The 14,944-nt window shown below is 46.9% G+C and carries 1 protein-coding gene and 2 pseudogenes; all 3 read left to right on the forward strand.

Annotation, left to right across the window (positions count from 1 at the left end; genetic code table 11):
- A pseudogene (fenC, locus tag KXD37_RS23985) lies at positions 1–3,942 on the forward strand (fengycin non-ribosomal peptide synthetase FenC); the annotation flags it as partial.
- Between the two features lie 25 nt (positions 3,943–3,967).
- Complete coding sequence (fenD, locus tag KXD37_RS23990) at positions 3,968–11,683, forward strand: fengycin non-ribosomal peptide synthetase FenD (RefSeq protein WP_263463805.1); 7,716 nt, start codon at positions 3,968–3,970, stop codon at positions 11,681–11,683.
- Positions 11,684–11,699: 16 nt separating this feature from the next.
- A pseudogene (fenE, locus tag KXD37_RS23995) lies at positions 11,700–14,944 on the forward strand (fengycin non-ribosomal peptide synthetase FenE); the annotation flags it as partial.

Consider the following 14,944-nt stretch of genomic DNA (forward strand, 5'->3'; position numbering starts at 1 on the left):
TACGCCCGGCCGCCGGTGCGAAGCTTCGCGGGTGATCAAGTCTCATTTACGCTCGATCAAGAACTCACAGCCGGGCTTCACAAGCTCGCACGCGAGAACGGAAGCACCCTGTACATGGTGCTCCTGGCAGCTTACACAGCGTTATTGTCGCGCTTAAGCGGACAGGAAGACATCATCGTCGGGTCACCAATTGCCGGACGTCCTCACAAAGATCTTGAGCCGATACTTGGAATGTTCGTCAACACCCTGGCGCTTCGGGCACGCCCGGAGGGCGGGAAGCCATTTGCGCAATTTTTGCAGGAAGTGCGTGAGACCGCATTGGAAGCTTACGAACATCAGGATTATCCGTTCGAAGAGCTTGTCGATAAGCTCGGCGTGACAAGGGATATGAGCCGAAATCCAGTGTTTGATGCGATGTTTATTCTTCAAAATATGGACAAACAAGACATTAATCTTGGAGACATAAAAGCACGGCCTGCAAATGTCATTCATCAAATTTCTGTATTTGACATGACGTTGATTGCGGTTGAATCAGATGGAGTCATCAAATGTGACATGGAATTTAGTACCGACGTATTTATGAGAACGACAATTGAACGCTGGACGGCTCATTTTACCGAATTTTTGCGTGCTGCCACGTCAGATCCTAATACAACTCTCTCACAAGTGAATATACTCAGCGAAAAAGAAAAACAAAAGATTTTGATAGAACTCAACAAAACCCATGTTGAATGTTCTCAAACTGATATCGTTTTTCATCGCATGTTTGAAAAGAGGGCTGAAGAGACACCGGAGCATATTGCTGTTATGGACGGTGAAAAACAGATCAGCTATCGCCATCTCAACGAAAAAGCCAATCGTCTGGCGCGCACACTGCAAGAAAAAGGAAAAGAGACGCAGCCAATCGTTGCTGTTTTAGCGGAGCGATCCATTGATGCTATTGTTGGTATTTTAGCCGTTATGAAAGCCGGCGGCGTGTATATTCCGATAGATTCTCATTACCCAAAAGCCCGGATTGAATATCTTCTCAAAGACAGCGGGGCTGAAATTCTTCTTTTACAGAATGAAGTAAAGCATTTGATTGCAGGCTCAGATATAGGTGATATTTCTCGCATCTGTCTTGATGATGAAAGTTTCTATGAAGCAAAAAGATGCAACCTTGCTTCATCTCCTGCCCCGGAGGACTCGGCATACATCATTTATACGTCAGGAACAACCGGTGCGCCTAAAGGCGTTATCGTTACGCACCGCAACTTTGCTCATGCTGTTCTTGCATGGCGCAGCATATATCAGCTCGATCAAATGCCTGTCAGGCTGCTTCAAATGGCGAGTTTTTCCTTTGATGTCTTTTCAGGAGACTTGGCGAGAACATTGGCCAACGGAGGGACTCTAGTCATATGCCCTGATGAAACAAGGCTTGAGCCTGCTGAATTATATGCATTGATGAACCGCCAGCGTATCACGATCATGGAGTCAACACCGGCACTCATTGTCCCATTTATGGAATATGTTTACCGCAACAAGCTCAGTCTTCCTGACTTAGACATCCTTATTCTTGGTTCGGATATGGTGAAAGCCCATGATTTCAAAACATTGGCGGACCGTTTCGGAAACAAAATGCGCTTAATCAATAGTTACGGGGTCACAGAGGCCACGATTGATTCAAGTTACTATGAAATGAATATGGGTGAAGAGTATTCGGGAGACAGCGTACCGATCGGCATCCCGCTTCCCAATGTAAAACTGTATGTACTCAGCCAGACTGACCAAATACAGCCGATCGGTATTGCCGGCGAGCTTTGTATCGGCGGAGCCGGCGTTGCCAAGGGCTATCACGGAAAATTTGAATTAACGGAAAAGAAATTTACAAAAAATCCATTTGTATCCGGAGAAAGACTCTACAGAACAGGGGATCTGGCTTGCTGGCTTCCAAACGGCACTCTCAGGCTTCTTGGCCGGATAGATCATCAAGTAAAAATAAACGGGTACAGGATCGAAACAGAAGAAATTGAAAGTGTGCTTCTCCAAACCGGACTTGTCAATGAAGCGGTTGTAGCGGTTCAAAGTGATACGAATGGACAGGCTCGTTTGGCAGCGTATATTCTGCCTTCAGATGCCGATACAACGGTTCTCCGCGGTGCTTTATCGAAAATGCTGCCGGCATATATGATCCCTGCGCATATCATTCCTTTGGAAACTATGCCGCTGACATTAAACGGGAAGCTGGACAGAAAAGCCTTACCGGTACCAAATGAAGCTTTCTCGCGGCCGTATACTGCACCGGTCAACGAATTGCAGGGAATGACAGCGCAGATTTGGGAGGACGTGCTGAGCGTGTCTCGAGTTGGCATTCACGACTCCTTTTTTGAGCTTGGAGGAGACTCTATTAAAGCACTGCAAGTGTCCGCCCGGCTGGCAGCTGAAGGCTGGAGCATGACTATACAAGATTTATTCCGTTATCCAACAGTTCATGAGCTGAGCAGCCACATCACTCCATTGATATCTCAGGCAGAACAGAGGCCTATCGAAGGTGAAGCGGATCTCACACCGATTCAGAGCAAATTTTTCGATCAGCGTCATGCTTTTCGTGATCATTACAACCAATCGGTCATGCTTTTCAGCGAAAAGGGGTTTCATGCTGACGCGCTTCGCCAAGCGCTGCGCAAATTGACTGAGCATCATGACGCGCTTCGCATGGTGTTTACACAGGATCATACCGGGCGTGTCGTTCAGTACAATCGCGGTATTCAGATTACTGAAAATGAACTGTTCGGATTTCATCTAGCGGATTGGACAAAGGAACAGGCAAAAGGCACACTCTTGGAAGAAAAATTTGCCGCTGAGGAAATCGTGATTCAAAGCAATATGAATGTAAAAGAAGGACCTTTGCTGCAAGCAGGATTGTTTAAAACGACAGAGGGAGACCATTTGCTGATTACGATCCACCATCTCGCTGTAGATGGCGTTTCTTGGAGGATTCTGCTTGAAGATTTAGCTGCAGCCTACCAACAGTCTTTGGAGCAAACAGAGATCAAACTGCCGCCGAAAAGCGATTCTTATTTATCATATGCCAGCGGTCTGGCACAGATAGCCGGGAGCCGGCAATTGTTATCAGAAATAACATATTGGCAAACGATTTTAGATGCCCATAATGTTTTTCTGCCTAAGGACATAGCTGAGTCGGACAGGCATCAAAGCAGTGCTGAAACAGCTGCGTTTGTATTAGCCAGTGACTGGACTAAAAAACTGCTGTTTGAAACGCAGCAAGCCTATGGTACTGATGCCAACGAACTTTTGCTGACTGCTTTAGGAATGGCGCTTTATGAATGGAGCGGACACGAACAAATTGTGATCAGCGCTGAGGGCCATGGAAGAGAAGGACATGTTCCGAATATTGATATTTCACGAACAGTAGGTTGGTTCACTTCTATATATCCTATCCTTCTGGACATGAGTGCACCGCATTCATCTGAAGATCAGCTCGGTTACAGAATCAAAGCGACAAAGGACAGGCTGAGAAGAGTGCCACACAAGGGAACGGGCTACGGCTTATTAGTACAAAAGGGAGCCATACAGCATAAAGAGCCTGAGATCAGCTTCAATTATCTTGGACAATTCAGCGAAGGTGAGGGTTCTGATTTGTTTCAACTGTCTTCTTATCAGCCTCGTTACGAAATAGCGGGGGAGAGAGAAAGAGAGTACGAGCTCGATATTAATGCTTTGATAACAGACGGACGCCTGCAAGTCAAAGCAGTATACACCCGGGTGTTCCGCGAAAACACAATTCAGTGTTTGATGGACAGCTTTCACAGTCATCTTATCGAGATCATTGAGCATTGTACAAAGAAAAAAGAACGAGAAAAAACGCTGAGCGATTTCAGCAACAAAGAACTAACGCCATCCGCATTATCTAGCATCGAAAATCTCGTTAAAGATCTTTAACTTTTGGAAAAGGTGTGTGGAATTGATGACGCAAGCAACGCAGATCCAAGATATTTATCCGTTATCGTACATGCAGGAAGGGATGCTGTTTCATTCACTGCTTGATTTCAGCTCTAAAGCCTATGTGGAACAAACCTCGTTTACCATTACAGGCAGCCTGTGTATCGATTCGTTTCAAAAGAGCTTAAATCTTCTTGTTTCCCGATACGATATTTTCAGAACCATATTCCTTAAGGAGGTTCCAGACCTCACTGGGCCGCAGCAAGTTGTGCTGACAAACCGTGAATTGACCGTACAAAGGGAAGATCTTTCTCACCTGAAACATGATGAGCAGCTTGCTCTGATAGAAGACTTTATGCAGCAGGACCGGGAAAAAGGGTTTCACTTGCAAAAAGATCCGTTAATGCGGCTCACGCTTTTTGATAGAGGAGACAGCACATATACATGTGTCTGGACGCATCACCATATCATCATGGATGGCTGGTGCCTGGGCATCATCCTCAAAGAATTCTTCAGCATGTATAACTCACTTAAAAATAACAGGCCTGTACAGCTCGGCAGCACGGTGCCGTACAGCCGTTATATTGAATGGCTCGGAGAACAAGATAAAGAAGAAACCGCTGCATACTGGAGAGATTACCTGCAGGAGTACGGCAATACCGCTTCTATTCCTAAACTAAAAAGCCGCTCAGCGAATGGGGAATATGAAGCCGCAAATATCCGTTTTTCTTTAGAGCCGGCTATCGTTCAGAAATTGACAGCAGCTGCCCAAAATTGGGGAGTTACATTAAACACTTTATTTATGAGTCTATGGGGTGTTCTTCTCCATCGTTACAACGGTACGGATGACGCGGTCTTCGGCTCTGTTGTTTCCGGACGTCCGTCAGCGATTGACGGGATCGAGTCAATGGTCGGCTTGTTTATTAACACTGTTCCGGTGCGTATTCGATCTGCAGAGAAAATGGCATTTTCTACGCTTGTCAAATCCGTGCAGGAGGATACTTTACGTTCTGAGCAGCATGGTTATTATCCGCTTTATGAGATTCAAAACCGCAGTGCTTTGAAGCAAGGATTGATCGATCATATTCTTGTCTTTGAAAATTATCCTGTACAGCTTCAGCAGGCAGTCAATAGGCAAAGCGAAAATGACGAAAACGCATTGAAGCTAGATGACATTTCTATGTCAGAACAAACCAGCTATGACCTTAATGTTGTCATCGTTCCAGGTGAATCATTTTATATTAAATTCAGCTACAATGCCGCCGTTTATGAACGTGAAGAGGTGCTTCGGATTCAGGGGCACCTCATGCAGGCAATGGATTGTATTTTGTCAAATCCCGATATTGCTGTCGACAGCATCAACATTGTGCCTCCTGAAGAACGTAAGCTCATTCAATCGTTTAACGAAACGGAGCGCCATTATCCAAGCAAAACGCTATCCCAATTGTTTGAGGAACAGGCTCTCAAAACACCTGACGCGGCTGCTTTGAGAATGGGAGATGAGTGCCGGACATATCGGCAATTAGATGAAAGAGCCAATCAGATTGCACACGCCCTGATAGAAAAGGGAGCTGGATCTGGCGGGATTGTCGCTGTGATGATGGAACGGTCAATGGACATGGCTGCTGCCCTGCTTGGAATTTGGAAAGCCGGAGGCGCTTATCTGCCTCTTGATCCAAGTTATCCGAAAGAGCGGCTTTCTTTTCTGCTGCATGACAGTCAAGCAGCTCTCTTACTGACAGAAGAAGAACTTATTTCATCCATCCCGTCAGGCTATAAAGGCAGAATTGTGACATCAGGACATACAACACATTACAGAACGGACTCTCCTGATGCATCGATTGGTGAGCTTGCCTACCTGATCTATACGTCAGGAACGACAGGACGGCCAAAAGGAGTGCTCGTTGACCATCAAGGAATTGCAAATACCTTGCAGTGGAGACGGGAAGAGTACGGCATGAGCGAAGGGGATACAGCACTTCATCTGTTTTCCTATGTTTTCGACGGCTGCGTGACGAGCTTGTTTACTCCGCTTCTGTCCGGCGCATGCGTGCTGCTGACAACAGATAACGAAGCGAAGGACGTGCTCGCCCTTAGACGGAAAATAGCTCAATACAAGGTTAGTCATATGCTTATTGTTCCTTCCTTGTACCGGGTGTTATTAGAAGTGCTGACTGCTGAAGATGCACAAAGTCTTCGTATCGTGACATTTGCGGGCGAGGCAGTGACTCCTGACCTGCTTGAGACTAGCAGAAAGATTTGTCCCTCCGCTGAACTTGCAAATGAATATGGACCGACAGAAAACAGCGTGGCAACAACAATCCTTCGTCATCTAAACGAAGAAGAGAGAATCACGATCGGACACCCGATCGCCAATACAAAAGTATATATTTTACAAGGAGAGCAACTGCAGCCGATAGGCGCGGCGGGTGAACTGTGTATTTCCGGCGCGGGTCTCGCACAAGGGTACTATAAGCGCACAGAGCTAACAGAGAAAGCATTCACAGACCATCCATTCCTCAAAGGGGAACGCTTATATCGAACCGGAGATGCAGGGCGCTTCCTGCCTGATGGCACGATTGAATATATTGGACGTTTTGATGATCAGGTAAAAATCAGGGGATATCGCATTGAATTAAGTGAGATTGAAACTGTTCTTCGGCAAGCATCTGGAGTGAAGGAAGCTGCAGTGCTGGCCCGTGATGTTTCTGATGAGGAAAAGGAACTCGTTGCTTATATCGTTCCGGAAAAAGGAAACGGCCTTCCGAATCTGCACCAGCATCTTGCCGGTACATTGCCGTCCTATATGATTCCCGCAAGCATCATCAAAATCACTCAAATGCCGTTAACATCCAGCGGGAAGCTCGACCGTTCCGCACTTCCGGAACCAGAAAACACTACTAGCTTAACGTACATGCCGCCACAAACCTTAATGGAAACTGAACTGGCACGCATTTGGGAAGAGGTGCTGAACAAAAATCAAATCGGTATACGCGATGATTTCTTTCAATTAGGCGGACAGTCCTTAAAAGCAGCCACACTCGTATCAAGAATACATAAACGGCTGAATATCGAGCTGCCGCTCAGTGACGTTTTTTCTTATCCGACCGTGGAAAGTATGGCAGCCAAACTGATGAGTTTACGTGAGCATGCTTTTACGCAGATTGAACCTGCGGATTTTAGAGATGTTTATCCGCTGTCTTTCTCGCAAAAAAGATTATACGCTCTTTACCAGTTGGCAGATGACAGCACAGGCTACAACATGCCGGCGGTACTGGAACTGCGAGGACATTTGGATCGCGGGAGATTGAGAAAAGTACTCACAGAGCTTGTGAATCGGCATGAATCATTGCGTACGGCATTTGAACTGAACAACGGAGAGCCAGTGCAAAAGATTCATCCGGCGCTGGCAGCTGATCTGAAAGAGCTTGAAATTGAATCAGAGCAAATGCTGCAGTCTGTGATCTCGTCCTTTATCAAACCGTTTGATCTTACCGCGGGACCGCTTTTTAGAGCAAGCTTGATATCTCTCGAAAAAGAAAGAGCCTATTTGTTGCTTGATATGCATCACATCATTGCTGACGGAATCTCTATGAGTACACTCGTCCAAGAATTCACTGATCTTTATTGCGGAAAAGAGCTTCCAGCTTTAAACCTGCATTATAAGGATTTTGCGGTTTGGCAGCAAGAGAAGTTTCCGAAAACGCATTACAGCAAACAGGAGGCCTACTGGCTGAAGCAGCTTGGCGGCAGCCTTCCAGTATTGGATTTGCCACTTGATAAAACGAGGCCGCTTCTGCCTGATTTCAGCGGCGGAACATTTGAAGTAAACATTGATAAAAGAACGGCGGAAGAACTGCACCGCTTGATGTTTGAAACGGGAACGACGATGTATATGCTCCTTCTGTCTGTCTATTCCATCATGCTTTCCAAACTGAGCGGGCAGGAGGATATCGTTGTCGGCTCGCCTGCTGCCGGGAGACCGCACGCTGATCTGGAGCGAGTTATCGGGATGTTTGTCAATACATTAGCTATGCGATGCCAGCCTGAGGGCCGCAAAACGTTCAGCTCTTATTTGCAGGAAATTCGCGAACTTGCTCTGACTGCATACGAGCATCAGGATTATCCTTTTGAAGAGCTCGTCAATAAGCTTGAAACGAAACGGGAGGTAAATCGCAATCCACTGTTTGACGCGATGCTCGTGCTCCAAAACAGCGAAGATTTCCGGTTTGAAGTGCCTGGTTTGTCTATCTCGTCTGTAACCCCGTCACACAATGTATCTAAATTCGATTTGACATTACACGCTGAGGAGCATTCCGATGGCATTCGCTGCCGCTTCGAATACAGTACCGCACTGTTTGAAGAAGAGACCATTGCAAGATGGGCTTCCCATTTTATTGAGCTGGTGAAAGGAATAACGTCTGATATCCATATGAAGCTTTCGGAAATGCAATTGCTTTCTGCTCCAGCGCGCGAATTGCTTCTTGAAACGATGGGTCAGTATGCTGACTATCCAAGAGATGAAAGCATCGTTCGTCTATTTGAAAAACAAGCAGCTGAACATCCCGAACATACTGCAGTGATATGCGATCATATACGGATGACTTATCGTGACCTGAATGAAAAAGCAGAACGGACAGCGGCTATGCTGATGAAACAAGGAGTCCGATCCGGGGATATCATCGGTTTATTGTTTGATCGATCGCCTGATATGGTGATTGGCGTTTTATCTATTCTAAAGGCCGGAGGGGCATACTTGCCGATTGACCCTGAATATCCTCAAGAACGCATCAGCTTTATGCTGAATGACAGCGGGGCAAGAATTCTCCTGACAGAGCACGGACACAACAAGCCGGCGGATTACCATGGGCAAATTTTATACCTGAATGACGCCGAAAACGAATTGATTTCGCCTGATTTGAAAGCGCAAGAAACATTAGCAGACCAGCCAGCTTATGTGATTTATACATCTGGAACCACTGGGCAGCCAAAGGGCGTCGTTGTCGAGCATCGCAATGTGATTAGTCTATTGAAGCATCAGGACCTGCCTTTTGATTTTGGCAGTGAGGACGTTTGGACTTTATTTCATTCATATTGCTTTGATTTCTCAGTATGGGAAATGTTCGGAGCATTGCTGAATGGAAGTACGCTGGTTCTTGTCTCCAGAGAAACAGCCCGCGATCCAAACGCATTCCGCTTATTGTTAAAAAACGAAGGCGTCACAGTACTCAATCAGACTCCAACTGCTTTTTACGGACTCATTCATGAAGAAGAAAACCATACGGACCGATTACATGTGCGATATGTTATTTTCGGCGGAGAAGCTTTACAGCCCGGCATGCTTGTAACCTGGAACGAGAAATACCCTGATACTGATCTGATCAATATGTACGGCATTACTGAAACAACTGTACATGTGACATATAAGAAATTGTCCTCAGCTGATATAGAAAAAAATAAGAGCAATATCGGAAAACCGCTGGCAACTCTTCAGGCTTATGTGATGGATGCTCATATGAATCTTCAGCCTACAGGAGTTCCAGGAGAGCTGTATATTGGCGGAGAAGGGGTAGCCCGGGGATATTTGAACAGAGATGATCTGACCGCGGCCCGATTTGTACCTAATCCTTATCTTCCGGGAGACAGATTATACCGAACCGGAGACCTTGCAAAGCGTCTGGCAAGTGGAGATCTGGAATATATGGGCCGCATTGATGATCAAGTAAAGGTGAGAGGACACCGCATCGAGCTCGGCGAAATCCAGGCGTCTCTGCTTCAGCTTCCAATAATCAAAGAGGCTGCTGTCATCACAAGAGATGATGAACAAGGCCAATCCGCTGTATATGCTTACTTGGTTGCGGAAGATGGACAGGTCGTAAATGAAGCAGATATCAGGGCTGCCCTGAGAGCCGTTCTGCCTGATTTTATGGTGCCTGCCCGCTTGATCCAGATTGACAGCATCCCGCTGACGGTTAACGGCAAGCTCGACCAGAAAGCCCTGCCGGAACCAGATAAGCGCGCTCAAACTGAGAATGATATCAGCCCTAGAAATGAGATTGAAAAGGCGATGGCTGACATTTGGGAGGAACTGCTCGAAGCGGAGGAGATAGGTGTCAGCGCGAATTTCTTTGAGCTTGGAGGGGATTCAATAAAAGCGTTGCAGGTGTGTGCACGGCTGAAGCAGCGAGGCTATGAAACGACAGTGCGTGAGATGTTTGAGCATCAGACGCTTGGTGAACTGTCCGCCCGCGTTCGAAAAGCCGTACGCGTAATTGACCAAACGCCAGTCGAAGGCGAGCTGCCTTGGACACCTGTACAGCAATGGTTTTTTTCACAATCATTGGAAGCCCATCATTTTAATCAATCTGTCATGCTCTACCGGGCTGAACGATTTGATGACATTGCACTCAGAAATGTGCTGAGAAGCTTGGTGACTCATCATGACGCACTGAGAATCATATGCCGTTACAAAGATGGCAAGCCTGTACAGGTTAACAGAGGAGCAGATCTTCCGGATGAGGAGCTATATGCCTTCGATCTGTTTGATATAAGAGATCATCGTTCAAATACAGCCGGAAATGCACAGGGCTTGTCAGCCGAAGCACACAAACAGATTGAAGAAATGGCAAACCAAATTCAGCAAACCATTCGATTGGAGACTGGCCCTTTGCTTCATGCTGGTTTGTTTAAAGCCGATGATGGAGACCATTTGTTTCTGACGATCCATCACTTAGTCATTGATGCCGTTTCATGGCGCATTTTATTTGAGGATTTTTCAATTGCTTACGAACAGGCAGTCTCAGGAAAACCCATCGTACTGCCGGAAAAAACGGATTCATATTTCACTTATGCACAAACATTGGCTGACTATTCAAAAAGCCGTCGTCTGCAGCGTGAAATCGCGTATTGGAATGAGCGGGAGGACCGGCATATTGAGCGTATTCCCAAAGATCATTCGATCACATCGAACTCATTCAAAGATACAGAAGTAATTGATTTCGAGCTGTCTCGTGAAGATACAGAATTGCTGTTAACTGCTGCAAACAATGCATACAACACGGAAACGAATGATATCCTTCTGACTGCTTTAGGTCTAGCTTTGCAGGAATGGACGGGACTTGACCATTTCAAAATCAGTATGGAGGGCCACGGCAGAGAAGATTATCTTGACAATATTGACATAAACAGAACAGTAGGCTGGTTTACTTCAATTTATCCTGTATGGCTTGATATGAGTGATTCTGACCATACGGATGAAGGTGAGCGGCTAGGGCGACACATTAAGCAGACAAAAGACATGCTGCACCGCATACCGCATAAAGGCGCAGGCTATGGAGTGCTGAAATATATCAATAAGATATGGGATTCTGAGTACAGCGACCCGGAAATCAGCTTTAATTACTTAGGCCAGTTTGATCAGGATGTTCAATCAAAAGCTTTTGAGATTTCTGATATTAAGACAGGGAATGAAATCAGCCCGGATTGGGAGCGGCCTTATGTGTTAGATATCAGCGGAGCCGTTTCATCAGGATGCCTGCACATGCACATTATTTATAACCGTCTTCAATTTAAGAAACAAACCATACAAGCATTAGCCGATCATCTTAAACATGCGCTTGAAAACATGATTCAGCATTGCGCGGGCAAAGAAAACCGCGAATGGAGTGCCGCTGATTTTACTGATGAGGATTTAACGCTGGAGGATTTAAGTGAGATTATGGGGGCCGTCAACAAATTATAGGAGAGGAGATTCATTGATGCCGCAGCAACCCGAAATACAGGATATATATCCCTTGTCTTTTATGCAGGAGGGGATGCTTTTTCATTCGCTGTATGATGAACAGTCGAGAGCTTATTTTGAACAGGCGTCTTTTACAATCAATGGGCAGCTTGACTTAGACCGTTTCCAGAAAAGTATGGACGCTGTTTTTGACAGGTATGAAATCTTTCGAACGACTTTTATCTACAAAAATGTAGCCAAACCTCGTCAGGTGGTGCTTAAAAACCGTCCTTGCCATGTTCATTTTGAAGATATTTCTCATCTTAATGAGAGAGAGAAAGAACATTGTACAGAAGCATTCAAGGAACAAGATAAAAAAAGGGGCTTTGATCTTCAGTCGGATGTACTGATGAGAATATCCGTTTTAAAATGGGCGCCTGAGCGTTACGTGTGCATCTGGAGCCATCACCATATTTTAATGGACGGATGGTGCTTAGGCATCATCATCAAAGACTTTCTCCACATTTATCAAGCGCTGGGAGAAGGGCGGCTTCCATATTTGCAGCCAGTTCAGCCGTACGGAACGTATATTAAATGGCTGATGCAGCAGGATCGTGAAGAGGCAGCTGCATATTGGAAAAAGCGGCTGCAGCATTTCGAGAAAGCTTCTTCTTTGCCAAAAAGAAACCAGCAAGTATCAGAAGGTGAATTACAGCAGGTCACGTTTACCATCTCTGAAAAAGAAACGTCCGATTTGCAGAAAATCGCAGCAGCATCCGGTGCAACGCTTAACACCGTTTTCCAAGCTTTGTGGGGGATTTTGCTGCAAAAATTCAATCGGTGTGACGATGCCGTGTTCGGATCAGTCGTCTCAGGCAGGCCCTCTGGGCTGGAGGATGTAGAAAATATAGTCGGCCTTTTTATCAATACCATTCCCATCCGGGTCCAAAGCAAAGCTCTTTCTTTCTCTGGCCTGGTCAGCCGGATACAAAAGGAAATGACTGAAGCAGAAGCATACAGTTATTTCCCTCTATATGACATTCAAGCACAGAGTGCTCTTAAACAAGAGCTCATTGATCATATTATCGTGTTTGAAAACGTGCCGACCCAGCAAGAAATTGAAGGACTAAACCAGACTGGATCGTTCGGTTTCTCAGTGGAAAACTTTGCGATGGCGGAGGAGACTAATTATGGATGCAGCGTCAAAGTGATTCCAGGCCGCACATTGTTCGTGCGCATCAATTTTCATACAGGTTTATATGAGCCTGGCTTAATGGCTGAGATAAAAGATTATTTACAGCATATGATTTCAGCTGTCATCTCTGATCCTTCTCTTCCTGTTTCAAAGATGACGTTACTAGATAAAGACAAAACACAGAAAATGGTTGCTGAATATAATACGACGGGAGCTGTTTCAGCGTTAGCTCCGACGCTGCACGGGCTGTTTGAACGTCAGGCGGCTTTGACGCCGGATCGGACGGCTTTGCGCTTTTCTGGCGGTTCGCTGACTTACGCGCAGCTTGACATGTACGCCAACAGGCTGGCAGCGCGCCTTACGGCGCATGGTGTTACGAAGGAAAGCATTGTCGGTGTTCTAAGCGAGCGTTCGCCGGACATGCTGACAGCCGTTCTAGCCGTTTTAAAGGCAGGCGGAGCTTATGTGCCTCTTGATCCTGCATATCCAGAGGAACGGCTGAGCTATATGCTGAAAGACAGCGGGGCAGCATTGTTGCTGACGCAGCCGGGATTAAAGGCACCTGATTTTTCCAAGAAGACACTTGAAGTGGATATGACGGTTCTTGCGAATGAAGAATCCGAATATCACTCTCTTCATCAAGCGGACAGCGATTCTCTCGCCTATGTGATCTATACGTCGGGCTCCACTGGACGGCCGAAAGGGGTCGCCGTTGAGCAACGCCAGGCTGTTTCCTTTCTGACCGGCATGCAGATGCAGTTTCCTTTAGAGGAAGACGACATCATTATGATGAAAACGTCTTTTTCCTTTGATGCATCTGTCTGGCAGCTGTTTTGGTGGACGCTTTCAGGTGCTTCGGCCTATCTGCTTCCGTCCGACTGGGAGAAAGATCCGGCATTGATGGTAAAAGCCATTCGGGAGGAAGGCGTTACAACGGCCCATTTTATTCCGGCCATGCTGAACAGCTTTTTGGATCAAGCGGAAATAGAGGCACCGAGAAGCCTGAAGCGCGTATTCGCCGGAGGTGAACCGCTGGCACCCCATACGGCAGCCCGTTTCGCTTCTTTGCTGCCGGAGACATCGCTGGTTCACGGCTACGGGCCGACAGAAGCAACCGTTGATGCGGCATTTTACGCGTGTGATCCTGAGCTGGACAAGGATCGCTTGCGCCTTCCGATCGGAAAACCCGTGCCTGGCGCGCGTCTGTATGTATTAGATCCTCATTTAGCCGTACAGCCTGTCGGCGTAGCGGGAGAATTGTATATCGCCGGAGCCGGCGTCGCCAGAGGCTACTTGAATCGTCCGGAATTAACAGAAGAACGTTTTCTTGATGATCCATTTTATCCGGGTGAACGCATGTACAAAACGGGTGATTTGGCGCGCTGGCTGCCAGACGGACAGGTTGAATTCCTCGGCCGTCTGGATGACCAGGTGAAAATCCGCGGCTATCGTATTGAGCCGGGAGAAATCGAAGCGGCACTCAGAAGCATTGAAGGCGTGCGGGAAGCGGCTGTAACTGTTCGTACAGAAAGCGGCGAGGCGGAATTATGTGCGTATGCGGAAGGACTCGGCAGAAATGAAGTGCGCAAGCAGCTTGATACTTTGCTTCCGGGCTACATGATCCCTGCTCATATCATTGAGATGGAACAATGGCCGGTTACCCCGAGCGGAAAGCTCGACCGAAAAGCGCTGCCTGCTCCTGACGGAGCGGCAGATCGGGAAACCTACACAGCGCCGACAAACCTGACAGAGATGAAGCTTTCCCAGCTGTGGGAGGAAGTGCTGAAAAGCGGACCTGTCGGCATTCACGACAACTTTTTTGACCGGGGCGGCCATTCCTTAAAAGCCACCGCGCTTGTCTCCCGGATCGCCAAGGAACTCGGCGTCCAAGTGCCGCTGAAGGATGTGTTTGCCCATCCGACGGTAGAAGGTTTGGCTTCTGTCATCAGCGAAGGAACGGAAAGTCCGTATGAAGCCATTAAGCCGGCTGAAAAACGCGAGACCTACCCGGTTTCCTCCGCCCAAAAGCGGATGTATGTGCTCCAGCAGCTGGAGGATGGAGGCACAGGCTACAATATGCCGGCAGT

Origin of the sequence: Bacillus sp. XT-2, from assembly GCF_025696525.1 — a bacterium.
In the GTDB taxonomy this organism is placed as follows: Bacteria; Bacillota; Bacilli; order Bacillales; family Bacillaceae; genus Bacillus; species Bacillus halotolerans.